The sequence below is a fragment of the Acinetobacter sp. T63 genome (assembly GCF_053852345.1).
In genome coordinates this window covers 1,593,692-1,619,832 of record NZ_CM132659.1, presented here as the reverse complement: position 1 = coordinate 1,619,832, position 26,141 = coordinate 1,593,692, and the positions used below count along the sequence as shown (strand labels likewise).

Genomic DNA, 26,141 nt, shown 5'->3' with positions numbered 1-26,141 from the left:
GCCGAAGCGTGTTTTTTTTGCTTTTTAGGTAGAGGTTAGACTTAGAAGTCGTAACGGAAACCTAGAGAAAGACCGAATGCATCTTCACCACGTGTACCACCTACGCTATTTGAGCGTCCTTGAGACCATGGAGTCAGATTTGAGTTTTCATCATTCAGTACAGTAGCCAAGTTACCATATACACGTACTGCTTTGTCTAGGCGATGTTCAAGACCCACTGCAAGAAGAGTTGCATTTTCATCATCTGCATCTACATCACGGTGGAACACTTGACCACGTAAATAAGTTTTTGGTGCAAACTTATAATCCGCTGCTACACCAAATACTTGAGCATCTGGGTTGTCAGCATCGTTATCATGCGTTAAATACTGATATAAACCACCGAAGTTTAATTCAGGTGTGATTTTATATGCAGCTGCAACACGGAAGCCATCACGTTCACCACGGTTTGCATCTTCTTCATAGTGTTCATACGCAGCAGCAAAATCAACTGGACCTTCTTTATATGTTAAAGCAAGGTCATAAGCTTTATCTTTATTTGCTTCGTTATCTACGCTGTTATCTTCGTGTAGAGATAATGCACCGATTACATTAAAGCCACCGCCAAATTTTGGTGATTTATATTCAATCGTATTGGCATTACGTTCATCAAAACGTAAGTCACCTGCACGTGTTACGTTACGGATATCACCTAATTGGTCACCAAAGAAGTTGACTGGACCGCGAGCAACTTTAAACGGGCTGTCAAAGCGACCTACACGTGCCTGACCAAAATCACCTTTTAAACCAACGAAAGTATCGCGAGTTGCAAACTCTAAATCATCGTTTGCTGAACCGCTAGCGAAGTTAATTTCTTGTTCGATTTGACCAAAAACAGTCATGCCGTTTTCTAATTTTTGTTCAGCTTTGAAGCCTAAACGAGAAGAGTTTGAAGATAGTCCAACTTCGTTGTAGTCTGCACCATCATCAAGATAGTCTAAAGATACGTGTGCACGACCATAAACTTTAACATCAGCAGCCATAGCTAGTGCTGGTGTAAATAAGGTTGCCCCAACTGCTAATGCGCAAAGCGTTTTTTTCATGTGTAGCTCCAATACAGACTATTGTTTTTAGTCCTAAACATTGTTCAGAAGTAGGGTTGATCTACCGCTGCTCTCTATTGGTGCTAAGTATTCCTTACAAATGCGACAGTAATATTAAGGAAATATTTCAAAATTATTAAAAAGAACAAATCAGATCAAAAACTTACCTTTAATCGCAAATTTTAAGTGAACAGGTTTTTAAATTTAGAAAAAATTTATGAAATGAATAACTTAATTGCAAGCGAATTGACACCTTAGTGTCATAAAAATAGGTTTAGCAGAAGTTCTGCTTAAAAAAATGGAGCAGTCGCTCCATTCATTTTTACATTTCACCGGGGAAAATATTTTAAAGCACTGCCTTAATCTTTTCAGCCAGTTGCATGATTTTTTCCTGGTCACCCATCTGCGCAGCATGTTTACCGAGTTGATGTACCGAGGTTGGAATGAGGTGGAAATGAACATGCGGTACAGTTTGTCCCGCAGCAGCGCCAGACAGCTGCATTAATACAATTCCATCTAGCCCTAAGGCTTTTTCCATGGCTTTGGCAACTTTCTGCACCACCTGAATGGTGTAGGCTGCCACTTGTGGATCTAAGTCGAGCAGGGTAACCGCAGGTGATTTCGGGATGACCAGTGTATGACCATCTGCCTGAGGCATGATGTCCATAAACGCAAGAACCTGATCATCTTCATAGACTTTAATTGCAGGCAGTTCTCCACGCAGGATTCTTGCAAAAATATTTTGATCATCGTAAGCCATGATATTTCCTTTAATCAATGCATTGAATTATTTACAGTTCAATTCTTTCTGACGCGCCTTGATTTCGTCAAGTCGTTGTTGCTCTCTTTCAGAAAATTTTGGCTTGGTGGTATAGCAGTTGTCATTGCCAAACTTGGCTTTGGCTTCAGGATCTTTAAAGCAGAAGCCTTTTGATGCATAAATCACATCATGATCATTTTTCAGCTTTTGACATTCCTGTGCTGAAGCAAAAGCCGTGGTATTTGCCCCAATGAATGTTGCAAGACTGGTCAATAATGCAACAGTGAGCTTATTCATACGAGTTTCCTCTGTAATAACATTGTGGGTAAGCATCTACTCACAATATTAGGTTTTATTCTGATTATTCAATGGCCAGATCTTACTCAATTGTAATCTTGCTCCAGGCCTCATACATTTTAACGGCGCTGGAGAAGTCGCTATCTGGTTCAGCAGTAGCATTGGCAGCCTGTATCAAACTTTGGGCCAGCCCCAGTACCGGTGCTGAAAGTTTTGCATCGCGTACCAAGTCTAAAGCAATTCCGGTATCTTTGGCCAGTAGCGGCAGAGCAAAGGTCAGTGGAAATGCGCGATTAAGAATACGTTGAGGTAGCACCATTTCCGTTACCGCGCTTTTGCCGCTTGAGGCATTAATACAATCCAGCGCTTCGTTTAAGTTTACCCCATGCGCTTTTAAGGTGGTAAATCCTTCGGCAACGGCGCATAAATTGACAGCCATCAACATGTTGTTAATGGCTTTAACAGCAAAACCAGCGCCCGGTTCACCGACATGCTTGATCAGTTGCCCAAAAGCCTGCATCGCGGGTAGGGCTTTTTCAAATGCTTGCGCATCACCGCCCACCATCACGGTTAAGGTGCCTTTTTCTGCACCGATGGTTTGCCCACTCACAGGTGCATCTAAAAAATCTACCTGTTGTGCTTTGAGCTGTGCAGCTACTTTTTGGGCAGAATCTGGAACACCGCTGGTACAGTCCACCCAGATAGAGCCGGCTTTTAGCGTCAAACCCTCTAACAGATGTTCTACATCCTGGCTGGTCGGCAGGCAGGAAAAAATCACATCGGCCTGTACGGCCTGTTCAAGCTGAACCGCCTGTGTAGCATATTCCGCTGCGTGTTGCTCGGCTTTGGCAAAATTACGGTTCCAGACATAGACTGTATCAAAATGCTGGGGTAAATGTGCGGCCATGCGGTATCCCATAGCGCCCAAACCAATAAATGCAACAGACTGAATCATGCGGTTTCCTTGTGTATTTTTGTTGATCTTTGCTCGAGCCACCGGGTCAGCTTGGGCCAGAATTCATTGGCACTTTTCTGGCTGGACATCAGGCCTAAGTGACCACCCGGAATAAGAGTAAACGTGACATCTGTACTACTTGTCAACTGGCTTAAAGGCTGTGCAGCGGCAGCCGTCACAATCTGGTCGCTTTGCCCGGCCCCGACAAATAAAGAACAGCGAATATTTTTTAGTTCAATATGTTCATCCTTCAGGCGGATAATGCCGTTTTTTAACGGATTTTGCAGCCAGACATTCAGTACCATGTCCTGATTAATCCCGCCCGGATAATCAATCATATTGTTCAGGAAATTCCCCAGCGTGGCATGTTCATGCAGTATTTGCGGATCATGCAGGTTGAGAAACAGCTGGCGCTGACTGTCCAGCCAGCCTTTAGGATCTAGAATTTTAAAACCTAAAGCGTTGATGATGCCGGGCGTATGAATGAAATGTGGGGGAATAGAGCCCTGATGTAAGGCCTGTTTTAATTTGTGATTACGTGAAATCAGCTGGTTGCTGCGTTTAAACAGCTGGCCGATGCGACCGGAAGCATAACTATCTACCGGGCTGCCCAGCACCATCAGGTTTTTCACAATCTGAGGTTGACGATAGGCGGTATACAGCATCACAAAGACGCCGGCCATACTCCAGCCATGTAGGGAAATCTGCTCACTATGGGAATGCTGTCGAATCTGTTCAATACAATGCGGAATTGCGGCATTAATAAAGTACATAAAATTTAAATGACGATGGGCATAGTTTAAACGTCCCCAGTCAATCAGATAGACATCAAAACCGCTATGCTGGAAATGCTTGATTAAAGAGCGATAGGGATACAAATCATAAATCGCCATATTAATCGCCAGCGGCGCAACAAAGACCAGCGGCTCCTGATAGGCTTTATTGGGTGAAGCGTAATAACGGATTTGTGCGTGTTGGTATTCGCCAATGATCTCATACGGTGTGGTTTGGGAGATCACCAAAGTCTTGCTGTTAAAAAGCCGGGTCGATAAGTTTTTTAACTTCTTGCGTTGATCTGCAAATTTTTTCTGTACTGGGTTCATAGCCTCTATCTGCTTGTCATGACGCTGAGTTGGATGAAGTCTAAGCGATATTTCCATATTTTACCTTGACCTTAAACACCTTGGGCGCTCAAAATGTTGGCAATTCTTATAACGGTAGTCTAAGGGCGAAAATCGAGATGAGCGAACAAGACGAGATCGAATATCAGTTAGATACTTTGGCAATTCGTACTGGTCATGACCGTACCTTCGAGGGTGAGCATAGTGAACCCATCTTTTTAACATCGTCTTTTGTTTGCGAAAGTGCAGCTGATGCAGCCGCCAAATTTTCTGGGCAAATTGAAGGGAATACCTATTCCCGTTATACCAATCCGACTGTCCATACTTTTGAAAAACGCTTAGCAGTGCTCGATGGCGCAGAACGTGCCGTGGCCACCAGTTCAGGTATGGCTGCAGTACATGCAATTACCCTGGCCTATTTAAAAGCCGGCGATCATGTGGTGTGTTCACGCGCGGTATTCGGCTCGATCATTTCATTATTTGAAAAATATGTCATGAAATTTGGCGTAGATGTAACCTTTGTTGATCTGGAAGATTTAGCGGCCTTGCAGCAGGCGATTCGCCCAAATACACGCTTACTGTTTATTGAAACCCCATCTAATCCATTGGCACAAGTGGGTGATTTGCAAGCGATTGCTGATATTGCCCATGCAGCCAATGCCTTGTTTGCCGTTGACAATACCTTCTGTACCCCGGTTTTACAGCAGCCGATTAAATTTGGTGCGGATTTAATCATTTATTCATCAACCAAATATATTGATGGTCAGGGCCGTGCCTTGGGTGGTGCTGTTGTCGGTAATCATCAGTTATTGGAAGAAATTAATGGCGTGATTCGTACCCTGGGTAACTCGATGAGCCCGTTTAATGCCTGGGTCTTCCTTAAAGGTCTGGAAACCCTGAACCTGCGGATGAAAGCCCACTGTGCCAGTGCGCAGAAGCTGGCAGAATGGCTGGATGCCCATCCAAAAGTGGAAACCGTGTATTACGCCGGTTTGCCGCAGCATCCGGGGCATGAGTTAGCGAAAAAACAACAAAGCGGTTTTGGTGGTGTTGTATCGTTCGTGGTGAAAGGTGAGCGTGAAGGCGCATGGACCGTCATTGATAACACGCGTTTCTTATCCATTACCAGTAACCTGGGCGATGTAAAATCTACGATTACCCATCCTGCCACCACCTCACATGGCCGTATGTCTGCCGAAGCCAAACAGCAAGCCGGTATTTCAGAAGGTTTAATTCGTGTTTCTGTGGGTCTGGAAGATATTGATGATATTATTCGCGACCTTAGCCGTGGTTTAGACCTGATTTAATTTATAAATTCTGACATCTTTTTGCTGAATTTTCGTGTAGAGTGCTTAGCCAAAGATGTCAGTTTTGTTCGGAGATTTTTATGAACATTAATATGTTAATGCAGCAAGCGCAGCGCATGCAGAAAGAAGTAGAAAACAATATCAAGAAAGCCAAAGAAGAACTGGCACAAACTGAAGTGCATGCCGAAGCGGGCGGTGGTCTGGTCAAAGTAACCATGACCTGCCGTAACGTGGTAAAGCGTATTGAAATCAATCCTGAACTGTTACAAGACGATCCAGACATGATTGAAGACCTGATTGCTGCGGCCATGAATGATGCAGCGCGTCAGGCAGAAACCATTTCTGAAGAACGTATGAAAGCAGCGAATTCTGGTATGGGCTTACCACCAGGTTTGGCAGGCATGTTCTAAGGTAGCGCATCTGTGTTCAGCGATCGTTTTGATCAACTGGTACAAGCCTTGCGTATTTTGCCAAGTGTTGGGCCAAAATCGGCCCAGCGCATGGCCTTGCACCTGATCATGAAAAACCGTGAAGGCGCGCTGGGTCTGGCTTATGCCTTAAATGAGGCGACCACGCATATTCACGAATGTTCCATCTGCCATTCTTTAACCGAAGATGAAGTGTGCAATATCTGCGCATCTTCGGAACGTGATGAAGAATTACTCTGCGTGGTGGAATCACCAGCCGATGTCATGGCAATTGAACAAAGTGGCAGCTTCCGCGGTAAATATCATGTCTTGGGCGGGCATTTATCGCCGCTTGACGGGATTGGCCCGGAAGAAATCGGGATTCCAGCTTTAATTCACCGTTTAAGCTCGGGTCAGGTCAAAGAAGTGATTCTGGCGACCAATGCCACGGTAGAAGGTCAGGCGACGGCGCATTATCTGGTCGAAGCGACCAAGCATTTACCGGTGCAGATGACCCGGATTGCCCAGGGCGTGCCGCAAGGTGGTGAACTGGAATATATCGACAGTCACACTTTAAGTCAGGCTGTCCATAACCGTATGCGCATGAAATAAGTACTCCGGTGCTTATTTCATCAGATTTCAACTTTTTAAATTGGGTCTTAATCAAATATTGAAACTTTAACTAAGATATAAAAAATATAAACTTTTGTTTATCTTGAGCTTAAACTTTAAAAAAAATCAGCAAAATATACCGTAAGTTTTATTTTTTTATAGCTAAATTATATTTATTGGTTAAAATACCCCTTGAGAAACTTTAACGACTCTCTCTGCTATGTTCCAATTTATTCAACAGCAACAAGACTTTGAAAATGTTTTAACATTAATGAGTCAAAACTCTACCTATGGACTGGATACCGAATTCATCAAGGTTGATACCTTATGGCCCAAATTGGGGGTGTTCCAGATTAATGTCGCAGGAAAAGTTTATTTGTTGGATGGAACAACGCTGAATCTTTCGGCGTTCTGGGAAAAAATCTTCCAGGCGCAGCAGAATATTTTCCATGCTTGCGGCGAAGATATCGACCTGATCTATCATTATGCCCAGCAAAAATCACTGAAAAATGTATTTGATACCCAGGTTGGCATGTCCTTTTTGGGCTATGGTCTGCAGGTCAGCTATCAGAATGCTCTAAAGCAGGTGCTAGAGGTCGATATTGACAAAGACCAGACCCGTTCGGACTGGCTGGCGCGACCATTATCACCGGAACAGTTGCAATATGCAGCCAATGATGTGCTGTATTTAATGCAACTGGCAGAAAAAGTACAGCAGGACTTGCAGCAAAAATCGTTACTGAATCTGGTGGTAGAAGACTGCCGTCATTTAACCCAGGAAATTGGGGAAGATACACCGCTAGAGCGTCTGTATCAGGATGTCGGTAATTACCGCCATTCACGCCGTCAGCTTATGCAGTTACAGCAACTGGTGGTCTGGCGTGAACAGATGGTTAAGGCTTTAAACCAGCCACGCAGCTTTATTCTGAAAAATACCACCTTGCTGGATCTGGTTGAGAAAAATCCGAAAAACAATTTCCAGCTGTCACACGTGAAGGAAATCCGTCCAAATATTTTACGTGAACATGGCAAAACCATTTTAGACCTGTTGAAATTCCTGCCCGATCCAGAGCACTGGCCGCTGCGCATGGCGCGTCCAATTCGCCATTCTTCCAAAGAGGTGGGACAGCACATTGAGCAGGTGATTCAGCGCGGCGTCAATGAAACCGGTATCCCCAAAGAAGTACTGATGCGGAAAAAATGGCTGAATGCCCTGTATCAGCATGTGGTATTTAAAAATGATGAGCAGGATTTACCAAGCTATTTATTGGGCTGGCGTTATGATCTGCTGACCAAGCCGCTGATTAAAGTGCTGCATCAAGATCAGCAGTATTTATCCAATCATATGAAAGTGATGGATTAAAAAAACAGCAAACTGCTGCCAGAATTATGATTTGTACACAATCACGACTGATGCGTTAATAATCACTAATGTATCCGTCTTTTTTTTGATGTATGCTTTGGCCTGAGTTAAACGAGTATTGTGCTGAATATGTTCTGTTCAATTTATAAATCGAGCAAAAAAGATGAAATGTATCTTTATGTCGCTCGTATTGAAAGCCAAGATGATCAAGCAGAAGCGGCAGATCCGCTTGAAGTGGTACCGGAAGTACTGCGTACTGCATTTGGTCGTGCAACGTTTGTTATGGATTTAGAATTGCATGAAAACCGTAAACTGGCGCGGGCCAATATTCTGCATGTCATGGATTCGATTCAAACCAAAGGCTTCTTTATTCAAATGCCGCCAGAAGGTTTAATCAATCCGAATGCGGTTGAGCCAGAAGGCTTACGCGGTGCCTAAGTTAAATTCAGGAGTTGAGTGATGGAAAATTTAATGACTTTTTTAGAATCAATTCCTGAAAATACCATTGCCGTTACGGTCTATCTATTGGGTAGCCTGATTATTTTATGGTGCTGGTATGAAATTGCCAAACGTCTGCCTCATCCACTTGGCGGCGTAAGCTGGATTGTGGTCTTTGCTATCTTGCTGACGCCTACCATTTCCGAAGGGCATAATGCAGGTATTGCACCGGCCACCTTTGGTTTGCTGTTTGGTGTATTAACCAAGGAAATGCCGCTGGTCTGGTCCAATTTATCTGCCATTCTGGTGGTGATTGGTTTAGGACTGGTGGTTGGTTATTTCTGGTCTAAATATAGCCAGCGTAAGGCAGGTCTTGCTGCCAAGAACAACAGCACAGCGCTTTAATTACAAAAATAAGTTTAAATTGAAATAAGGTTATCTCATGTCTGTAGATACACAACACTTCACTGGTACTGATCAATACATCGCCACTGACAGCTTAAAGCTGGCGGTGCAGGCGGCACGTCGTTTACAAAAGCCCCTGTTAATTAAAGGTGAACCGGGTACCGGTAAAACCTTACTGGCCGAGCAGGTCGCGCAAAGCCTGGGACTGAAACTGATTACCTGGCATATCAAATCGACCACCAAAGCCCAGCAAGGCCTGTATGAATATGATGCCGTGTCGCGTTTACGTGATAGCCAGCTGGGGGATGACCGGGTTTATGATATTAAAAACTATATTAAGCCGGGCAAACTGTGGGAAGCGTTTAGCAGTGAAGAGCGCTGTGTACTGCTGATTGACGAGATTGACAAGGCCGATATCGAGTTTCCAAACGACTTGCTGCATGAGCTGGATAAAATGTCCTTTTTCGTTTATGAAACTGGCGAAACCATTAGCGCAACGCAGCGTCCGATTGTGATCATCACTTCCAATAATGAAAAAGAACTGCCCGATGCTTTCTTGCGTCGCTGTTTCTTCCATTATATTGATTTCCCTGATGAAGCCACCATGCGCGACATCATCAATGTGCATTTCCCGAATATCTCCACGACTTTGGTGTCAGAAGCCTTACAGGTATTCTTTAAACTACGCCAGATTCCGGGCCTGAAAAAACCACCTTCAACCTCTGAATTGATTGACTGGCTGAGCCTGTTAATGGCGGATGACATGCCGGACGATATTCTGCGTAATGCTGACAAAACCAAAGCCATTCCACCATTGTATGGTGCGCTGATTAAAAACGAGCAGGATGTTCAGTTACTGGAACGCTTAGCCTTTATGGCCCGTCGTTAAGGGAGTAATCGCCACATGTTTGTGCGATTGTTTTATACCTTAAGAAAATACGGCATCCCGGTCACCACCCGCGAACTGATTGACCTGAACCGTGCAGTGGCAGAAGGTCTGGTCTTTGCCAATCAGGATGAGTTTTATCATCTGGCCAAAACCATTATGGTCAAGGATGAGCGCTTTTTTGACAAGTTCGACCGGGCCATGAAAGATTACTTTGATGGTATCTCGACCTTTGATCTGGATGAATTGCTGAATCAGGTCCATAAGCTGCCGAAAGACTGGTTTGATCTGGAGCTGCTGGAAAAGCATTTAACCCCGGAGCAGCGCGAAGAACTGAAAAAAGCCGGTTCATTGGAAGAGCTGATGAAAATGCTGGAAGAGCGTTTACGCGAACAGCATAAAAAGCATCAGGGCGGTAACCGCATGATTGGGACCGGTGGAACCTCGCCGTTTGGTGCCTATGGTGATCATCCTGAAGGGGTGCGTATAGGCGGGCCGGGCCGTAAACGTTCAGCGGTTAAAGTCTGGGAACAGCGTCAATACCGTAATCTGGATGATGACCAGCTGCTCGGTTCACGGCAAATGCAAATGGCGCTGCGCCGTCTGCGCAAGTTTGCCCGTCAGGGCGCGGCTGAAGAATTAGATGTCGATGGCACCATTCGTGAAACCGCCAAACAGGGTATTCTGGATGTGCAACTGGTACCCGAACGGCGTAACCGGGTTAAAGTGTTAATGCTGTTTGATGTCGGCGGCTCCATGGATGCGCACATCGCCCAGTGTGAAAAGCTGTTTAGTGCGGCCAAAACCGAATTTAAAACGTTGGAATATTTTTATTTTCATAACTGCCTGTACGACTATGTCTGGAAAGACAATGTGCGCCGTTCACACACCCGTATGAACACCTGGGATTTATTCAACACCTACGGACGCGACTATCGTGTCATTGTGGTCGGGGATGCCAGTATGGCACCTTATGAGCTGAATGCCGTTGGGGGTTCAGTGGAATATATGAATGATGAGGCCGGGCAAGTGTGGTTACGCCGTTTACGCCAGCATTTTGATAAAACCGCCTGGCTGAACCCGGAACAAGAGCAATATTGGCACTACACCCAGACCATCGGTTTAATTCAGCAAATTTTTGAAAATCATATGTATCCCATGACGTTAAAGGGGATTGAAGATTTAACCCGTTATTTGGCGCGTTAAGCTTCATAAAATAGAAGGAATACTGCATGAACTCTCAGATGAATGGCGTTGCCTTACCCAATGAAGATGGCTTTTTTGGTGAATATGGCGGGCAGTTTATTCCACCGCATCTGAAAGCGGCGATGGATGATATTAAAGTGGCCTACGAAGAAATTCGTCAGACTCCGGAATTTCAGCAGGAACTGGCTGAGCTATTCGCACATTATGTAGGTCGTCCAAGTCCGCTATTTCATGCCAAGCGTTTATCTGAGCAGTTGGGCGGGGCACAAATCTATTTAAAACGTGAAGATTTAAACCACACTGGTGCACATAAAATTAACCATTGTTTAGGTGAAGCCTTGCTGGCCAAATATATGGGCAAAACCAAAGTCATTGCCGAAACTGGCGCTGGTCAGCATGGCGTGGCATTGGCAACCGCCTGTGCCCTGGTCGGTATTCCATGCGAAATTCACATGGGTCAGGTCGATATTGAGAAAGAACATCCCAATGTCGTAAAAATGAAAATTCTGGGCGCCAAGCTGATTTCCGTGACCCGCGGCACTGCAACCTTAAAAGATGCGGTAGACAGCGCCTTCGAAGAATACTTAAAAGATCCGAAAAACTATATTTATGCGATTGGTTCGGTGGTGGGACCGCATCCATTCCCGATGATGGTACGTGATTTCCAGGCCATTATTGGTGATGAAATTAAAGTTCAGGCGCAGGAACGTTTTGGTGCACAGCCGGATTATATTGTGGCTTGTGTCGGTGGTGGTTCTAATGCTGTGGGCGCTTTTACCGCGTTTCTGAATGATCCGGAAGTAAAACTGGTTGGTGTTGAGCCAGCCGGTCATGGCCTGAATACCGATATGCACTCTGCAACCCTCACTTTAGGCAAACCGGGTCAGTTACACGGTATGGCCTGTTATGTGCTGGAAGATGAGCAGGGTGAGCCACTCCCGGTACACTCGATTGCATCTGGGCTGGATTATCCGGGTGTAGGGCCACAGCACAGCTTCCTGAAAGATGCTGGTCGTGTCGAATATACCACTGCTACTGATCAGGAATGTCTGGATGCCTTTATTCAGCTGTCTCGGGTTGAAGGGATTGTGCCGGCACTGGAAAGCTCGCATGCGGTCGCATGGGCAATGCGTGAAGCACCAAAAATGTCCAAAGACACCAATATTGTGGTGAACCTGTCTGGTCGCGGTGACAAAGATGCGGACTATGTGGCACACAAGCTGGGCTTGAATTAATCCTGTTTAGTCTCTTTTAAACGAGCAGTTTTAAAAAAGATCGTTTTTTAAAAGGCTAGCCATAAAAAAACTCTCTTGAAGGAGAGTTTTTTATATTGTCTGTTTAGCTGGCAATATATTGTTGTAGCTGGTCGATCAGTTTACGTTGATCATCCATTACTGCTTTTACCAAGTCGCCAATCGACACTAGTCCAACCAGTTTGCCATCTTCTACTACCGGTAAATGACGTAAATGACGATCGGTCATCAGGCTCAAACAGTCTTCTACACTGGTGCTTTGGGTCACGGTCAGTACCTTTGCGGTCATAATCTCATTGACGGTGGTGTCATAAGAAGAGCGTTCCATCAACGCAATTTTACGGGTGTAGTCACGCTCGGATAAAATCCCGACCACTTGGCCTTCATGGGTCACTACAAGCGCCCCGATGCCTTTATCGGCCATAATTGAAATTGCTTCGAGTACAGTTGCTTCTGGACTAACGGTGTATATTTCCTGGCTATGCTTATCTTTTAATACGTGTGTTACATTGGTCATTCTGTCTGGTCCTTGCCATTTTTGTTCTTGGTATGGGTTCTAACTTAACCTCAATTTTGAAAAATGCCAATAGTTTTATCATTAGAGGCCATAATCAGCAGTCATATTGTTTTCATTGAGGTTTAATGGTGCATGAATCTCTACGTTAAGCGGTCTTTAACTGGGCGTCATTAAAGAAAAAGTGTTTCATTTGCTGTGTGGTCAGCTTGAATTGCTGGCTGGAACAATGACACAGCGCCGGTGTAACTTTTAAACGGGTTAAGGTCGGTAGCAGGGAATTCTGAAAATCCTGCGGGCTAATCTGGCGCGGAGTGTAGTTTGGCCAGTGTTTCTTGGCATATTTATAGGCTTGGACACCGTTTAACCAAAAGGGAAAAATAAAATCATCCTGATCGGAGGTCATGGCCCAACCCTGATGATATAGCCCCCAAAGTACCCCGCAATACATCATTGATTTTAGAATACTGATTTTCATGTGAATATCTTGGGCAGCGGGTTTTAAAGACTTAATCTGGTTCATGTCATATAAACACTAATGTGGTGCCTGTATTGTAGGAAATTCAGATGAATAAAGCGTTTAAGCTTTGCGTTAAATCGTAAACAAATATAAAAAACAAATTTCAGGCATTAAAAAACGCCACCTAGGTGACGTCTATTTATGCTTGCATGGTGGCCATATTCTGCCAGTACTGTGCTTTGAGTGAATCGCGTTCTACGCGGAAGCCTTGATAGTACAGTTCAGCTAAGAACATAGCGGCTTTGCCATGACCCGCGCGGGCAACCTGTTCAAGTTCAGCCACAGCATCTTGGAAGTTCATCTGTGATTGAATGGTGTTAACCGCATTTGCATATGCAATTTCAAGATCATGGTGAGAGATACTCTGAATCATATAAAACTCCTTTATTTTAATTATGATCGCAATAAAGACTGTATAGCCAGTCTAAATAATAGTTTATCGAGGTTGTGTTAAACTAATATTACACATTCGTGGAAATGTCAACTAAGAGATGGGGCAGATCCGTGATATTTCAAGTTTACATGATTAAACATTGAACACTCTATAATTTTATTATGATATGCATATAAGAAAGGTAACATAAAAAGGAGAGCCACATGACAAATACAATAGACGGTTTTAACTTTGATCTGCCTTTACGTGCGGAGCAGATTATCGAGCTGGCCCATCATCACCGTAAAAAACTCGATGAGGCGGTGTTCCATCAGGAAATTCATTTAGGTGAGTATTGTCTGGCGCAGCGTAAACGTGTGCATGACTTTACCAGTACACTCGATCCACAGCAGCGTGAAGAATTCTACCGTATTTATAATGGTGAGCTAATCAGCATTGCCGATGATGATGAACTGCATCCGGCTGATGCCGAAAAAGGGGTCAGTATCTTTGCCATCTTCATTGTGCTGGCCATTGTCGCGGGTATTATCCTGTATACCGTATTCCGCGCGTTGATGACTTAAACAGCAATGGCTCACTTTTACTCACCAGTTCGGGTAAAATTGAGCCATCTATCTTGTGCAAATACCGCTAGCATCCTACACTACGGCTATTCGAGGTAGGCTATGCATGACGCAATACAAAAAATTTCTCAATTATTCATTCAATTAAAATCACGACTCACGTTAGAGCAAATTTATAATGGGGTAGTGGTCAGCATTATTGTCATTATTCTCCTGTTATCTTCCATTGCACTTTATCGCCCGGTCGGGTCCGTACAATTTCAGAATATTGAGTATCTGTCACAGCAGTCGATGTATCCTGAAACTCAGGAGATGGCTGTGCGCTTAATGCAGCAGCCACAGGTGCGTTATGGGCAATATCTTAAATTGATGCAGGCCCATCAGATGGAACTGGGTCAGGCAAAACAACTTCCTCCTCTGGATGTGGAGGCATATTAATCGCCGGAATATCTTCAACCTGAGGAAGCGATTGACTGCCGGTGGTCTGTAAATTGTGTTGTAAAACTTGTTCTAAAGCCGCCTTATCTAAACTTTCACTGACCACAATCACAGTCAGATGTTCCGGATGCAGATGCCGGCGTACCACAGCTTGCACATCTTCGGCGCTAATTTTACTGAGCTGCACTGAATATTCACTCAGGCTCTGTGCCGATTGTCCATAAAATCCCAAACTGCCGAGCTGGGCATTAATACTGGCATTGCTGCTGTAATGGTTGGGATAGGCTCTTAACAAGCCGTTTTTGGTTTCTTCCAGCTGTTTCGGATCAATCGGTTCACGAACAAAATCGACCAGTGCCTTATGCGCGACACGAATACTGTCCATCAGCTGATCTTGCCGGGTTGAGTAGCTGATGCGAAATACACCCGGTGCCTGACTAAAGCTCATGCTGCTAGATGCGCCATAGGTATAGCCACGTTTTACCCGCAGTTCTTTCATCAAAACAGAATGAAAACCACTACCGCCGAGCATACGATTGGCCACTTCTAGAGCCAGCCGGTCTGGATCATGACGCGTGGTACCAATATGACCGAGCACAATATGCGCCTGACTGGACTGATAGGGCATGTGTACAATCTGAAAGCCATTTGCTGTGATAGGTGTGGGGAGTGGTGCAGCCGCCTGACCTTGCGCTAAGTTGCCGGCAATGCGTTCTGCCAGATTTAAAGCTGCTTTGGCCTGCATTTTTCCGGTAATAGCAATATTCATATTCTGCGCCACCAGAAACTGCTCACGGAACTGTTGCAGATGTTTGGGCTGAATCCGCTGAATACTGCCATTGGTGCCGTTAATTGGCTGGGCATAAGGATGTTGCCCATATAAGCTGCGATACAGCTGAATCTCCATCATCCGGCTGGGATTTTCTTTCAGCTGTTTTTGCCCCAGCTGGTTATTGCTGACCACCATGCCAATACTCTGTTTTTCAAAGGTGGCATGTTTGAGCAGTTCCATCATCATGGCTAAAGCCGGTTCCAGTTTTTCCGGGTCAGACAGCACCCGTAATTTGACAATAAACATATCTCGATAGGCTCGCGCACTAAACTGCGCACCGACCTGTTCAAACACGGCAGCCACTTGTTGTGCGTTATATTTGGGCGTGCCTTCATCTAAGAGCTGGGCGGCCATATTGGCCACGCCGTATAAGCCGCTTTCAATTTCCCGATCACGCGCGGCACCGGCATTAAAGGTCAGCTGTATATCCAGAATTGGCAAATCCTGTGTTTCCACAAATAGGGTTCTGACCTGATAACGGTTATTCAGGTCATGCACATAAGGCGCGCGATAATCCAATTTCTGCTGATTAATATTTCTGAGACTTTGCAGCAGCGGCAGAGATTGTAAGGTATTTGGATTTTCATCCACTTCGGTGGTGGTATTGACATTGGCCTGCGCAGAACTGATCGCAAATAAGCTGGCCACCAGAACGCAGGAACGGAAATAGGGCATGTCGGTATCCTTTAGGGTGACTTGCTGTGTGGACGCAAATATAAGGTGGTCAAATTGTCACGCACAAAATAGACATTGGCGACGCGTTGAATGTCTTGCGGGCGTACGGTTTCAAAATGCTGAGGTAATTCATCCATCAGGCGATAACTCAATCCATTCACCTCCAGATTACCCATCATCTTGGCCTGTCCAGCCAGATCATCCTGACTATAAAGCAAATTCGACACAAACTTGGCTGTCACGCGTTTTACTTCCGGTTCATGCACCAGCTCGGTTTTCAGGCGTTCAATTTCAGCCTGAATCGCCTGTTCGGCTTGGGCCAGATCCACGCCATCCACCGGTAAAGCTGAAATGGTAAACAGGCTGTCGCCACGATTATATGGATCATAGCTGACGCTTAAGGCGCTTAAGAGTTTTTGCTCACGAATCAGACGCTGTTGCAGGCGCGAAGAAATACCGCTGTCTAATAAATGCTGAATGATGGTCAGTGCATAGGCATCTTGCGGATTGGTCGCAGTCGTTAGTGAACGGACATTCCAGGCCATATACAAATTCGGCACCTGAACCGGAAAATTCAGTTCCATGTGCCGATAGCCCAGATGTTCAAATTCGCGGACATCATTGCGGGCCGGCAGGCTGCGCGCTGGAATATCGGCAAAGTATTTTTGCGCCTGCAGCAAGGCCGCTTCAGCATTAACATCGCCGACAATAATTAAAATGGCATTATTCGGGCTATACCACTGCTTGTACCACTGACGTAAATCCTCCAGCTGGATATTTTGCAGATCTTTCATATGCCCAATAATTGGCTGGCGATAATGACTGGTCGGGTAGGCAATCCATTTAAACCGTTCAAAAGCCAAAGCACGCGGATTGTCATCGGTACGCTGGCGCCGTTCTTCCATCACCACTTTGATTTCGGTGGCAAAATCCTGCTGGCGCAGCAATAAATTACGCATCCGGTCGGCTTCAAGCTCCAGCGCCATCGGAAAATAGGTTTTTGGATACAGCTGATAATAATTGGTGTAATTGGTAAAGGTCGAGGCATTGACCCGGCCGCCGTAAATCCGGCTGAGGCGGGTAAATTCATCATTCGGTACTTTATGCGTACCCTTGAACATCATATGTTCCAGTGCATGAGAAATACCGAGTAGATTTCCAGACTCATCACTGCTACCAACTTTGTACCAGATTTGAGTCATCACCATTGGCGAACGATGATCTTCACGAATAATCACTTTTAAACCGTTTTTTAACGTGGTTTCAACGGTACTGCGTGCCAGCTCGCTTTGAGTATTGGCCGCCAAAGCATTCGATGAGAAACCGATCAGAAGTAGGGTAAGGGCGAAACGTTGTTGTTTTAAATGATGAACCACAGCAGGCAAAATTTTATTGTTCAGTATCACAAAGATGATCCGCAATGCATCTGTATTTGCTTTCATTCTTCAGAAACGGGGCAGTGAAAGCAAGGGAATCCTGTAACTTTTTGCAGCCTGCGACACATGATTGGCAATGACAAGTCAAAGCGGGCAGTTTATGTTAGAATCCAACTTTTTAACGCACTGCTTTTCAAGGATTCGGCATGCAACAGCAATCTAATGGGCAAAATAAATTTTTGATTGATGCTGATATCGGGGATGACGATGTCACTTTACCAAGTTTACCTGCGGTAAATGTACCTATCGTTGAAACACCTAAAGTAGAACAAGCACCTGTTTCTGCGCCTGTAGCCACAGAAGCAGCTGAAGAGAAATCAAAAGGCGGTTTCTTTAGCCGTATGAAAGAAGGGTTAACAAAAACCCGTAAAAACTTTGCCGATGGGATGGTCAACATCTTAATTGGTGGCAAAGAAATTGATGATGAACTTTTAGAAGAAGTTGAAGAGCAATTGCTGGTGGCCGATATTGGTGTCGATGCCACCAAAACCATTATTGCCAACCTGACTGAACGTACCGCGCGTGGTGATCTGATTTATTCACACTCGTTGTATAAAGCCTTGCAGGAAGAGCTGGTGGCTTTACTGGCGCCGCGTGTTAAACCGTTGCATATTGATTCGAATAAAAATCCGTATGTCATTCTGGTGGTGGGCGTGAATGGTGTGGGTAAAACCACCACCATTGGTAAGCTGGCCAAACGTTTACAAGGTGAAGGCAAGAAAGTCATGCTGGCCGCTGGTGATACCTTCCGTGCAGCAGCGACTGAACAGTTACAAATCTGGGGCGAGCGTAATGATGTTGCTGTGGTCGCGCAAGGTCATGGTGCAGACAGTGCCTCGGTCATTTTTGATGCCTTTGAAAGTGCGCGTGCCAAAGGTATGGATGTCTTGATTGCCGATACTGCAGGGCGTTTGCATAACAAAGGTCATTTGATGCAGGAACTGACCAAAGTCAAACGCGTGATGCAAAAAATTGATACCACTGCACCGCATGAAGTGATGCTGGTGGTAGATGCCGGTACCGGTCAGAATGCGATTAACCAGGTTGAAATGTTTGATGAAGCGGTCGGCTTGACCGGTCTAACTATTACCAAACTGGATGGTACCGCCAAAGGTGGTGTGCTGTTTAATATTGCCAGCCGTACCCATGTGCCTATCCGCTTTATTGGGGTGGGTGAAAAAATTGATGACCTGCGTCCATTTTCAGCCAAGTCCTTTGTGGCAGCGCTGTTTGAAACAGACAAATAAGCAGCTCAAAAACTCCGCGATTTGCGGAGTTTTTTTATATATCCTTTAAACTGGAAGAAAACCTAATAATTGATCTAAACCTAGAGCAGGAATGATGCTCCATCCGCTTTGACGTGCTTTAAAATTTAACTTGTTTTCATAAAATCTGCGATAAGCGCGGTTATTGTTCCATAAATGCAACACATTGTTATAAAACTGGGGCTATTTTCCAGCCCAGGCAGCCGTTAAGATAAATCCATCTGTTATAAACACAAGACCATACCAAGGAAAAAGATATGTCATTTAAAGATCATTTACTTAAACGCCGTACCATTTACTCAATTGGTAAAAATGTGGCGCTAGACGAAGCGAAAATTGAAGAAATTATTAAAGAAGCCGTTCGTTTAAGCCCATCTTCGTTTAACTCGCAAACTTCACGTGTGGTGATTCTGTTTGGTGAGTCACATGCCAAATTCTGGGAAATTGTACGTGAAACCTTGCGTAAAATGGTGCCGGCTGAAAACTTTGCATCAACTGACAGCAAAATCAGCAGCTTTGCCGCAGGTTTTGGTACTGCGTTATTCTATGAAGACCAAGATGTCGTGAAAGCACTGCAAGAACAATTTGCACTATATGCAGATAACTTCCCGGTATGGTCAGAGCATTCAACAGGGATTGCCCAGTTTGCAACCTGGATTGCGCTGGCAGAAAACAACATTGGTGCATCGCTACAGCATTACAACCCGATTATTGATGAAGAAGTTGCGGCGACCTTTGATGTACCAGCCAACTGGAAATTAAGAGCGCAACTGGTGTTCGGTTCAATTGAAGCACCAGCGGGTGATAAAGAGTTTATGAATGATGCAGATCGTTTTAAAACTTTTCACTAAGTTGCATAGCTAAACCAAAGAAAGGGCGCATTCAGCGCTCTTTTTTATGGCAAAACGACACTAAAAAGAGAGAAATTGGGCTTTCCCCTTTTTTGTCATAAAACTGTCATTTCAGCGCTGCATAGTGCAACTAAAATTGAACAATTGACTAGAGTGAACAGCATGGCTTTACGTTTATCCTTCGCAGCACTGGCTTTAAGTTTAAGTAGTACAGCTTTTTCCGCAGTGACCATTACGGCACCGGAAGAAATTAAGGTTGAAGGTTTAAATGGTCAGGAAGTGAAAAGCCGTCTGTTTAGCAGTAATCATAACTATAGCGTGCAGCCTGGCGAGAATGTGCTGAGCGTACGTTATGTACAGTTTTTTGAAGAGCATCCGGGCATTGGTTCACACGATATTGTACGTTCGGGCATCGTGCATATTAAAACTCCGGTTTTACAAGATAAAGCCACATACCGTTTAGGGCTGGTGAATCCACCAAAAACGCATGATGATGCCAAGGAGTTTGCCAAGCAGCCGGTATTCGGTTTATTTGATGCGAAAAATCAGCTGCTGGTGCAGCAGGCTGGAGCCAAAAATTTAAACCGTGGCATTTTACAAAACTTATTTAGTACTTCTTCAACAGAATCTGCGCAGGCCGCACCTGTATCGGTGACACAACCAGCAGCAGTGTATAGTCCGCAAGCAGTCGTGACAACCAAACCCGTTGCAACTGTTAGCAATGTTGCCGGTGCAGATCAGCAACTGATTCAGCTGTGGCAACAAGCGTCTAAAACAGAACGACAAAAATTTATGTCGTGGCTGGCAGAACAGGCCAATTAAAAACCGCAATAAAATGAAAAGATTATAATACCAGCTTCGGCTGGTTTTTTATTTATAGATTTAAAGTCTAAGTGGACTACTTTATTTTTATAATTACTTAGCTAAACTTAGTAATGCAGATGAAATATGCAGCAATCTGGTTTAAAAATAACCAGACAGGTACTTTTTTCTTAAAACTTTATAAAATGTGCTTGCAAAGCTTTTAAATTTCTCTAGAATGCACCCCATACCGACGAGATAAACGAAAACGAACGAAGCACGAAGTGCTGAGTTGTTAAGTTTATTAAGTCCAGCTTCTGGCACTGACGAGGTGTTGGAAAGATCATTAAGAGATTATGAAGAACAACTTGTGTGGATTTTTACTGGTTGATTAATCGAATATATTTTCATTAATTGATTGGTTTAAATTACTCGAAGTTTATTTGAGCGAAATTTAAGTCAGAAATTGATGAGCCAAGTTTAAGAACTTTACTTATAAAGTTCGAAATGATTTTAACTGAAGAGTTTGATCATGGCTCAGATTGAACGCTGGCGGCAGGCTTAACACATGCAAGTCGAGCGGGGATAGGGTGCTTGCACCTTAGCTTAGCGGCGGACGGGTGAGTAATGCTTAGGAATCTGCCTATTAGTGGGGGACAACATTCCGAAAGGGATGCTAATACCGCATACGCCCTACGGGGGAAAGCAGGGGATCTTCGGACCTTGCGCTAATAGATGAGCCTAAGTCGGATTAGCTAGTTGGTGGGGTAAAGGCCTACCAAGGCGACGATCTGTAGCGGGTCTGAGAGGATGATCCGCCACACTGGGACTGAGACACGGCCCAGACTCCTACGGGAGGCAGCAGTGGGGAATATTGGACAATGGGGGGAACCCTGATCCAGCCATGCCGCGTGTGTGAAGAAGGCCTTTTGGTTGTAAAGCACTTTAAGCGAGGAGGAGGCGCTCTAGGCTAATACCCTAGATGCGTGGACGTTACTCGCAGAATAAGCACCGGCTAACTCTGTGCCAGCAGCCGCGGTAATACAGAGGGTGCGAGCGTTAATCGGATTTACTGGGCGTAAAGCGCGCGTAGGTGGCTAATTAAGTCAAATGTGAAATCCCCGAGCTTAACTTGGGAATTGCATTCGATACTGGTTAGCTAGAGTATGGGAGAGGATGGTAGAATTCCAGGTGTAGCGGTGAAATGCGTAGAGATCTGGAGGAATACCGATGGCGAAGGCAGCCATCTGGCCTAATACTGACACTGAGGTGCGAAAGCATGGGGAGCAAACAGGATTAGATACCCTGGTAGTCCATGCCGTAAACGATGTCTACTAGCCGTTGGGGCCTTTGAGGCTTTAGTGGCGCAGCTAACGCGATAAGTAGACCGCCTGGGGAGTACGGTCGCAAGACTAAAACTCAAATGAATTGACGGGGGCCCGCACAAGCGGTGGAGCATGTGGTTTAATTCGATGCAACGCGAAGAACCTTACCTGGCCTTGACATACAGAGAACTTTCCAGAGATGGATTGGTGCCTTCGGGAACTCTGATACAGGTGCTGCATGGCTGTCGTCAGCTCGTGTCGTGAGATGTTGGGTTAAGTCCCGCAACGAGCGCAACCCTTTTCCTTACTTGCCAGCATTTCGGATGGGAACTTTAAGGATACTGCCAGTGACAAACTGGAGGAAGGCGGGGACGACGTCAAGTCATCATGGCCCTTACGGCCAGGGCTACACACGTGCTACAATGGTCGGTACAAAGGGTTGCTACACAGCGATGTGATGCTAATCTCAAAAAGCCGATCGTAGTCCGGATTGGAGTCTGCAACTCGACTCCATGAAGTCGGAATCGCTAGTAATCGCGGATCAGAATGCCGCGGTGAATACGTTCCCGGGCCTTGTACACACCGCCCGTCACACCATGGGAGTTTGTTGCACCAGAAGTAGGTAGTCTAACCTTAGGGAGGACGCTTACCACGGTGTGGCCGATGACTGGGGTGAAGTCGTAACAAGGTAGCCGTAGGGGAACCTGCGGCTGGATCACCTCCTTAACGAAAGATTGACGATTAGTAAGAATCCACAACAAGTTGTTCTTCATGACGATGTATCTGAGGGTCTGTAGCTCAGTTGGTTAGAGCACACGCTTGATAAGCGTGGGGTCACAAGTTCAAGTCTTGTCAGACCCACCACTAACGACAAGCAAGCAATTGCAGAGCGAATAGAAATCAGAACATTGACTTAAATGATAAGCTGGGGACTTAGCTTAGTTGGTAGAGCGCCTGCTTTGCACGCAGGAGGTCAGGAGTTCGACTCTCCTAGTCTCCACCAAATTTCAAGATCAGAAAAACAACGTTTTTCCTTGGAATTTAAGCAAAAAGCTATGCTTTGCGCAGGCTTTAATCGAACGAAGTCTTAGATTATAGAAATTAATAAGAAGTTAGCGTAATATGCGCGTCTTGTTAACTTCTGTGATTTATCACAGTTGACTGCAGTCCGACGAGGATGCAGTGAATCATTAACAGATTGGCAAAATTGAGTCTGAAATAAATTGTTCACTCAATCAATATACGTTAACGCGTTGTTATGACGGGTTGATGAACGTAGATTGAATTGAGAACTAGCAAATTAACTGAATCAAGCGTTTTGGTATATGAATTTAGATTGAAGCTGTACGGTGCTTAAGTGCACGTGACTTCGAACTGTAGATTAAATAGATAATTGATTATTTATTTAATTGTCTTAATCCTACTTGTAGGGATTAACGACTGTTTGGGGTTGTATAGTCAAGTAATTAAGTGCATGTGGTGGATGCCTTGGCAGTCAGAGGCGAAGAAAGACGTGATAGCCTGCGAAAAGCTCCGGGGAGGCGGCAAATATCCTTTGATCCGGAGATTTCTGAATGGGGAAACCCACTTACCATAAGGTAGGTATCAATACATGAATACATAGTGTATTGAGGCGAACGAGGGGAAGTGAAACATCTCAGTACCCTTAGGAAAAGAAATCAATTGAGATTCCCTCAGTAGCGGCGAGCGAAAGGGGAACAGCCCATTAAGTTATGTGTGTTTTAGTGGAATGCTCTGGGAAGTGCAACCATAGTGGGTGATAGTCCTGTACACGAAAGGGCACACATAATGATGACGAGTAGGGCGAGGCACGTGAAACCTTGTCTGAATATGGGGGGACCATCCTCCAAGGCTAAATACTCCTGACTGACCGATAGTGAACCAGTACCGTGAGGGAAAGGCGAAAAGAACCCCTGTGAGGGGAGTGAAATAGATCCTGAAACCGCATGCATACAAGCAGTGGGAGCCGACTTGTTCGGTGACTGCGTACCTTTTGTATAATGGGTCAGCGACTTACATTCAGTAGCAAGGTTAACCGCATAGGGGAGCCGTAGGGAAACCGAGTCTTAATAGGGCGTATAGTTGCTGGGTGTAGACCCGAAACCAGGCGATCTATCCATGAGCAGGTTGAAGGTTGGGTAACACTAACTGGAGGACCGAACCCACTGTCGTTGAAAAGCCAGGGGATGACTTGTGGATAGGGGTGAAAGGCTAATCAAGCCTGGTGATAGCTGGTTCTCCCCGAAAGCTATTTAGGTAGCGCCTCGGACGAATACCATTGGGGGTAGAGCACTGTTTCGGCTAGGGGGTCATCCCGACTTACCAAACCGATGCAAACTCCGAATACCGATGAGTACTATCCGGGAGACAGACTGCGGGTGCTAACGTCCGTAGTCAAGAGGAAAACAATCCAGACCGCCAGCTAAGGCCCCAAAATCATAGTTAAGTGGGAAACGATGTGGGAAGGCATAGACAGCTAGGAGGTTGGCTTAGAAGCAGCCACCCTTTAAAGAAAGCGTAATAGCTCACTAGTCGAGTCGGCCTGCGCGGAAGATGTAACGGGGCTAAAACTATGTGCCGAAGCTGCGGATGTATACATTGTATACGTGGTAGGGGAGCGTTCTGTAAGCCGATGAAGGTGGATTGAGAAGTCTGCTGGAGGTATCAGAAGTGCGAATGCTGACGTGAGTAACGACAAAACGGGTGAAAAACCCGTTCGCTGAAAGACCAAGGGTTCCAGTCCAACGTTAATCGGGGCTGGGTGAGTCGACCCCTAAGGCGAGGCCGAGAGGCGTAGTCGATGGGAAATTGGTTAATATTCCAATACTTCAGTGTAATGCGATGAGAGGACGGAGAAGGTTAAGTCAGCCTGGCGTTGGTTGTCCAGGTGGAAGGCTGTAGGCATGCATCTTAGGCAAATCCGGGGTGCTCTATGCTGAGAGCTGATAGCAAGCTAGTTTACTAGCGAAGTGGCTGATACCATGCTTCCAGGAAAAGTCTCTAAGCTTCAGTTACACTGGAATCGTACCCGAAACCGACACAGGTGGTCAGGTCGAGTAGACCAAAGCGCTTGAGAGAACTCTGCTGAAGGAACTAGGCAAAATGGTACCGTAACTTCGGGAGAAGGTACGCTGTTGACGGTGATGGGACTTGCTCCCTGAGCGGTTGACAGCCGCAGAAACCAGGCCGCTGCAACTGTTTATTAAAAACATAGCACTCTGCAAACACGAAAGTGGACGTATAGGGTGTGATGCCTGCCCGGTGCTGGAAGGTTAATTGATGGGGTTAGCGTAAGCGAAGCTCTTGATCGAAGCCCCAGTAAACGGCGGCCGTAACTATAACGGTCCTAAGGTAGCGAAATTCCTTGTCGGGTAAGTTCCGACCTGCACGAATGGCATAATGATGGCGGCGCTGTCTCCAGCAGAGGCTCAGTGAAATCGAAATCGCTGTGAAGATGCAGTGTACCCGCGGCTAGACGGAAAGACCCCGTGAACCTTTACTGCAGCTTGACATTGAACTTTGACCTTACTTGTGTAGGATAGGTGGGAGGCTTTGAAGTTGGAACGCCAGTTCCAATGGAGCCGTCCTTGAAATACCACCCTGGTAATGTTGAGGTTCTAACTCTGTCCCGTGATCCGGGACGAGGACCATGTCTGGTGGGTAGTTTGACTGGGGCGGTCTCCTCCTAAAGAGTAACGGAGGAGTACGAAGGTGCGCTCAGCGTGGTCGGAAATCACGCGTAGAGTATAAAGGCAAAAGCGCGCTTAACTGCGAGACCCACAAGTCGAGCAGGTACGAAAGTAGGTCTTAGTGATCCGGTGGTTCTGTATGGAAGGGCCATCGCTCAACGGATAAAAGGTACTCTGGGGATAACAGGCTGATACCGCCCAAGAGTTCATATCGACGGCGGTGTTTGGCACCTCGATGTCGGCTCATCTCATCCTGGGGCTGAAGCAGGTCCCAAGGGTATGGCTGTTCGCCATTTAAAGAGGTACGCGAGCTGGGTTTAGAACGTCGTGAGACAGTTCGGTCCCTATCTACCGTGGGCGCTGGAAATTTGAGAGGATCTGCTCCTAGTACGAGAGGACCAGAGTGGACGAACCTCTGGTGTACCGGTTGTGACGCCAGTCGCATCGCCGGGTAGCTATGTTCGGAAGGGATAACCGCTGAAAGCATCTAAGCGGGAAGCCTACCTCAAGATAAGATTTCCCCAGGAATTTATTCCTCTAAAGAGCCGTTCGAGACTAGGACGTTGATAGGTTGGGTGTGGAAGCATAGCGATATGTGAAGCTGACCAATACTAATTGCTCGTGAGGCTTGACTATACAACACCCAAACAGTTGTTGCATCAAGCTGAATTCTAAACTAATCCTTGATTTAGTTAATGCGACACAATAAAATTCAGACCCAATAG

24 protein-coding genes, 2 tRNA genes and 2 rRNA genes are annotated in these 26,141 nt (G+C 45.5%); 18 read left to right on the top strand and 10 right to left on the bottom strand.

The window, feature by feature from the left end; all coding sequences use genetic code 11:
• Positions 1 to 41: 41 nt before the first annotated feature.
• The 5 genes from ACVLR6_RS07885 to ACVLR6_RS07865 all read right to left on the bottom strand — a co-directional run bounded on the left by ACVLR6_RS07885 (position 42) and on the right by ACVLR6_RS07865 (position 4,197).
• Entirely contained in the window at positions 42 to 1,082 is a 1,041-nt protein-coding gene (locus ACVLR6_RS07885; RefSeq protein ID WP_455994902.1) for a porin, read from the bottom strand.
• A 346-nt stretch (positions 1,083 to 1,428) separates the two neighbouring features.
• Positions 1,429 to 1,842, bottom strand: a complete 414-nt coding sequence (locus tag ACVLR6_RS07880; RefSeq protein ID WP_168390003.1) for an HIT family protein — start codon at positions 1,840 to 1,842, stop codon at positions 1,429 to 1,431.
• Between the two features lie 27 nt (positions 1,843 to 1,869).
• The gene (locus tag ACVLR6_RS07875; RefSeq protein ID WP_045795400.1) at positions 1,870 to 2,139 is read right to left on the bottom strand and encodes a YARHG domain-containing protein; all 270 of its coding nucleotides are present in this window, start codon (positions 2,137 to 2,139) and stop codon (positions 1,870 to 1,872) included.
• A gap of 82 nt (positions 2,140 to 2,221) precedes the next feature.
• A complete protein-coding gene (locus tag ACVLR6_RS07870; protein ID WP_168405787.1) occupies positions 2,222 to 3,094 on the bottom strand; it encodes an NAD(P)-dependent oxidoreductase in 873 nt (290 codons plus the stop codon).
• On the bottom strand, positions 3,091 to 4,197 hold the full coding sequence (locus tag ACVLR6_RS07865) for an alpha/beta fold hydrolase (RefSeq protein WP_171293484.1): 1,107 nt from the start codon (positions 4,195 to 4,197) through the stop codon (positions 3,091 to 3,093). Before ACVLR6_RS07865 ends, ACVLR6_RS07870 begins: the two co-directional genes overlap by 4 nt.
• Positions 4,198 to 4,334: 137 nt before the next feature.
• Here ACVLR6_RS07865 and ACVLR6_RS07860 point away from each other — a divergent pair, with 137 nt between their 5' ends.
• From ACVLR6_RS07860 to trpB, 9 genes are all read left to right on the top strand, one after another.
• Positions 4,335 to 5,522 (top strand): O-succinylhomoserine sulfhydrylase, encoded by a 1,188-nt coding sequence (locus ACVLR6_RS07860; protein ID WP_455994899.1) that lies wholly within the window; start codon positions 4,335 to 4,337, stop codon positions 5,520 to 5,522.
• Between the two features lie 80 nt (positions 5,523 to 5,602).
• Positions 5,603 to 5,932 carry a YbaB/EbfC family nucleoid-associated protein gene (locus ACVLR6_RS07855; RefSeq protein WP_005178423.1) on the top strand — a complete coding sequence of 110 codons (330 nt, stop codon included), beginning with the start codon at positions 5,603 to 5,605 and terminating at the stop codon, positions 5,930 to 5,932.
• A gap of 12 nt (positions 5,933 to 5,944) precedes the next feature.
• Positions 5,945 to 6,541 carry a recombination mediator RecR gene (gene recR, locus ACVLR6_RS07850; protein WP_005178420.1) on the top strand — a complete coding sequence of 199 codons (597 nt, stop codon included), beginning with the start codon at positions 5,945 to 5,947 and terminating at the stop codon, positions 6,539 to 6,541.
• Between the two features lie 220 nt (positions 6,542 to 6,761).
• The gene (locus tag ACVLR6_RS07845; protein ID WP_286423015.1) at positions 6,762 to 7,904 is read left to right on the top strand and encodes a ribonuclease D; all 1,143 of its coding nucleotides are present in this window, start codon (positions 6,762 to 6,764) and stop codon (positions 7,902 to 7,904) included.
• A gap of 168 nt (positions 7,905 to 8,072) precedes the next feature.
• A complete protein-coding gene (locus ACVLR6_RS07840) occupies positions 8,073 to 8,342 on the top strand; it encodes a YcgL domain-containing protein (protein ID WP_374855823.1) in 270 nt (89 codons plus the stop codon).
• A 21-nt stretch (positions 8,343 to 8,363) separates the two neighbouring features.
• Entirely contained in the window at positions 8,364 to 8,747 is a 384-nt protein-coding gene (locus ACVLR6_RS07835; protein ID WP_045795396.1) for a hypothetical protein, read from the top strand.
• A 37-nt stretch (positions 8,748 to 8,784) separates the two neighbouring features.
• On the top strand, positions 8,785 to 9,636 hold the full coding sequence (locus tag ACVLR6_RS07830; protein ID WP_045795395.1) for an AAA family ATPase: 852 nt from the start codon (positions 8,785 to 8,787) through the stop codon (positions 9,634 to 9,636).
• 15 nt (positions 9,637 to 9,651) lie between these two features.
• Positions 9,652 to 10,839, top strand: a complete 1,188-nt coding sequence (locus ACVLR6_RS07825) for a vWA domain-containing protein (protein ID WP_104505803.1) — start codon at positions 9,652 to 9,654, stop codon at positions 10,837 to 10,839.
• Positions 10,840 to 10,865: 26 nt separating this feature from the next.
• Positions 10,866 to 12,074 carry a tryptophan synthase subunit beta gene (gene trpB, locus ACVLR6_RS07820; RefSeq protein ID WP_016658999.1) on the top strand — a complete coding sequence of 403 codons (1,209 nt, stop codon included), beginning with the start codon at positions 10,866 to 10,868 and terminating at the stop codon, positions 12,072 to 12,074.
• Between the two features lie 103 nt (positions 12,075 to 12,177).
• On the opposite strand, the gene ACVLR6_RS07815 is transcribed toward trpB, so the two are convergent.
• The 3 genes from ACVLR6_RS07815 to ACVLR6_RS07805 all read right to left on the bottom strand — a co-directional run bounded on the left by ACVLR6_RS07815 (position 12,178) and on the right by ACVLR6_RS07805 (position 13,499).
• Entirely contained in the window at positions 12,178 to 12,609 is a 432-nt protein-coding gene (locus ACVLR6_RS07815; protein ID WP_005178410.1) for a CBS domain-containing protein, read from the bottom strand.
• Positions 12,610 to 12,754: 145 nt separating this feature from the next.
• Entirely contained in the window at positions 12,755 to 13,129 is a 375-nt protein-coding gene (locus ACVLR6_RS07810; protein WP_005178408.1) for a DUF2750 domain-containing protein, read from the bottom strand.
• Between the two features lie 136 nt (positions 13,130 to 13,265).
• Entirely contained in the window at positions 13,266 to 13,499 is a 234-nt protein-coding gene (locus ACVLR6_RS07805; RefSeq protein WP_005178404.1) for an SEL1-like repeat protein, read from the bottom strand.
• 224 nt (positions 13,500 to 13,723) lie between these two features.
• Here ACVLR6_RS07805 and ACVLR6_RS07800 point away from each other — a divergent pair, with 224 nt between their 5' ends.
• Complete coding sequence (locus tag ACVLR6_RS07800) at positions 13,724 to 14,083, top strand: hypothetical protein (protein ID WP_005178401.1); 360 nt, start codon at positions 13,724 to 13,726, stop codon at positions 14,081 to 14,083.
• A 102-nt stretch (positions 14,084 to 14,185) separates the two neighbouring features.
• Positions 14,186 to 14,521, top strand: coding sequence for a hypothetical protein (locus ACVLR6_RS07795; protein WP_005178398.1), 336 nt, complete (start codon positions 14,186 to 14,188; stop codon positions 14,519 to 14,521).
• On the opposite strand, the gene ACVLR6_RS07790 is transcribed toward ACVLR6_RS07795, so the two are convergent.
• Together ACVLR6_RS07790 and ACVLR6_RS07785 are read right to left on the bottom strand one after the other, a co-directional pair.
• Entirely contained in the window at positions 14,445 to 16,028 is a 1,584-nt protein-coding gene (locus ACVLR6_RS07790; protein WP_455994895.1) for a M16 family metallopeptidase, read from the bottom strand. The two genes, ACVLR6_RS07795 and ACVLR6_RS07790, sit on opposite strands and share 77 nt — an antisense overlap.
• 11 nt (positions 16,029 to 16,039) lie before the next feature.
• A complete protein-coding gene (locus tag ACVLR6_RS07785; protein WP_455994892.1) occupies positions 16,040 to 17,434 on the bottom strand; it encodes a M16 family metallopeptidase in 1,395 nt (464 codons plus the stop codon).
• A 176-nt stretch (positions 17,435 to 17,610) separates the two neighbouring features.
• Between ACVLR6_RS07785 and ftsY the strand changes: the two genes are divergently transcribed.
• The 7 genes from ftsY (at position 17,611) to ACVLR6_RS07750 (ending at position 26,052) form a co-directional block, all read left to right on the top strand.
• Entirely contained in the window at positions 17,611 to 18,711 is a 1,101-nt protein-coding gene (gene ftsY, locus ACVLR6_RS07780; protein ID WP_455994889.1) for a signal recognition particle-docking protein FtsY, read from the top strand.
• 275 nt (positions 18,712 to 18,986) lie between these two features.
• On the top strand, positions 18,987 to 19,580 hold the full coding sequence (locus ACVLR6_RS07775) for a nitroreductase family protein (protein ID WP_016658994.1): 594 nt from the start codon (positions 18,987 to 18,989) through the stop codon (positions 19,578 to 19,580).
• Positions 19,581 to 19,742: 162 nt separating this feature from the next.
• Positions 19,743 to 20,402, top strand: coding sequence for a DUF2057 domain-containing protein (locus ACVLR6_RS07770; RefSeq protein WP_104505805.1), 660 nt, complete (start codon positions 19,743 to 19,745; stop codon positions 20,400 to 20,402).
• Between the two features lie 493 nt (positions 20,403 to 20,895).
• A 16S ribosomal RNA gene (locus ACVLR6_RS07765) occupies positions 20,896 to 22,432 on the top strand.
• A gap of 61 nt (positions 22,433 to 22,493) precedes the next feature.
• A tRNA-Ile gene (locus tag ACVLR6_RS07760) sits at positions 22,494 to 22,570 on the top strand.
• A 63-nt stretch (positions 22,571 to 22,633) separates the two neighbouring features.
• Positions 22,634 to 22,709: transfer RNA gene (locus tag ACVLR6_RS07755), tRNA-Ala, on the top strand.
• Between the two features lie 453 nt (positions 22,710 to 23,162).
• Positions 23,163 to 26,052, top strand: a 23S ribosomal RNA gene (locus ACVLR6_RS07750).
• Together the 16S and 23S rRNA genes with 2 tRNA genes alongside form the textbook arrangement of a ribosomal RNA operon.
• Positions 26,053 to 26,141: the final 89 nt, after the last annotated feature.

What these genes read in the sequence shown, in the direction of transcription:
- ACVLR6_RS07885 (WP_455994902.1), bottom strand. Translation starts at nt 1,082, where the DNA reads ATGAAAAAAACGCTTTGCGCATTAGCAGTTGGGGCAACCTTATTTACA.
- ACVLR6_RS07880 (WP_168390003.1), bottom strand. Translation starts at nt 1,842, where the DNA reads ATGGCTTACGATGATCAAAATATTTTTGCAAGAATCCTGCGTGGAGAA.
- ACVLR6_RS07875 (WP_045795400.1), bottom strand. Translation starts at nt 2,139, where the DNA reads ATGAATAAGCTCACTGTTGCATTATTGACCAGTCTTGCAACATTCATT.
- ACVLR6_RS07870 (WP_168405787.1), bottom strand. Translation starts at nt 3,094, where the DNA reads ATGATTCAGTCTGTTGCATTTATTGGTTTGGGCGCTATGGGATACCGC.
- ACVLR6_RS07865 (WP_171293484.1), bottom strand. Translation starts at nt 4,197, where the DNA reads ATGAACCCAGTACAGAAAAAATTTGCAGATCAACGCAAGAAGTTAAAA.
- ACVLR6_RS07860 (WP_455994899.1), top strand. Translation starts at nt 4,335, where the DNA reads ATGAGCGAACAAGACGAGATCGAATATCAGTTAGATACTTTGGCAATT.
- ACVLR6_RS07855 (WP_005178423.1), top strand. Translation starts at nt 5,603, where the DNA reads ATGAACATTAATATGTTAATGCAGCAAGCGCAGCGCATGCAGAAAGAA.
- ACVLR6_RS07845 (WP_286423015.1), top strand. Translation starts at nt 6,762, where the DNA reads ATGTTCCAATTTATTCAACAGCAACAAGACTTTGAAAATGTTTTAACA.
- ACVLR6_RS07840 (WP_374855823.1), top strand. Translation starts at nt 8,073, where the DNA reads ATGTATCTTTATGTCGCTCGTATTGAAAGCCAAGATGATCAAGCAGAA.
- ACVLR6_RS07835 (WP_045795396.1), top strand. Translation starts at nt 8,364, where the DNA reads ATGGAAAATTTAATGACTTTTTTAGAATCAATTCCTGAAAATACCATT.
- ACVLR6_RS07830 (WP_045795395.1), top strand. Translation starts at nt 8,785, where the DNA reads ATGTCTGTAGATACACAACACTTCACTGGTACTGATCAATACATCGCC.
- ACVLR6_RS07825 (WP_104505803.1), top strand. Translation starts at nt 9,652, where the DNA reads ATGTTTGTGCGATTGTTTTATACCTTAAGAAAATACGGCATCCCGGTC.
- trpB (WP_016658999.1), top strand. Translation starts at nt 10,866, where the DNA reads ATGAACTCTCAGATGAATGGCGTTGCCTTACCCAATGAAGATGGCTTT.
- ACVLR6_RS07815 (WP_005178410.1), bottom strand. Translation starts at nt 12,609, where the DNA reads ATGACCAATGTAACACACGTATTAAAAGATAAGCATAGCCAGGAAATA.
- ACVLR6_RS07810 (WP_005178408.1), bottom strand. Translation starts at nt 13,129, where the DNA reads ATGAACCAGATTAAGTCTTTAAAACCCGCTGCCCAAGATATTCACATG.
- ACVLR6_RS07805 (WP_005178404.1), bottom strand. Translation starts at nt 13,499, where the DNA reads ATGATTCAGAGTATCTCTCACCATGATCTTGAAATTGCATATGCAAAT.
- ACVLR6_RS07800 (WP_005178401.1), top strand. Translation starts at nt 13,724, where the DNA reads ATGACAAATACAATAGACGGTTTTAACTTTGATCTGCCTTTACGTGCG.
- ACVLR6_RS07795 (WP_005178398.1), top strand. Translation starts at nt 14,186, where the DNA reads ATGCATGACGCAATACAAAAAATTTCTCAATTATTCATTCAATTAAAA.
- ACVLR6_RS07790 (WP_455994895.1), bottom strand. Translation starts at nt 16,028, where the DNA reads ATGCCCTATTTCCGTTCCTGCGTTCTGGTGGCCAGCTTATTTGCGATC.
- ftsY (WP_455994889.1), top strand. Translation starts at nt 17,611, where the DNA reads ATGCAACAGCAATCTAATGGGCAAAATAAATTTTTGATTGATGCTGAT.
- ACVLR6_RS07775 (WP_016658994.1), top strand. Translation starts at nt 18,987, where the DNA reads ATGTCATTTAAAGATCATTTACTTAAACGCCGTACCATTTACTCAATT.
- ACVLR6_RS07770 (WP_104505805.1), top strand. Translation starts at nt 19,743, where the DNA reads ATGGCTTTACGTTTATCCTTCGCAGCACTGGCTTTAAGTTTAAGTAGT.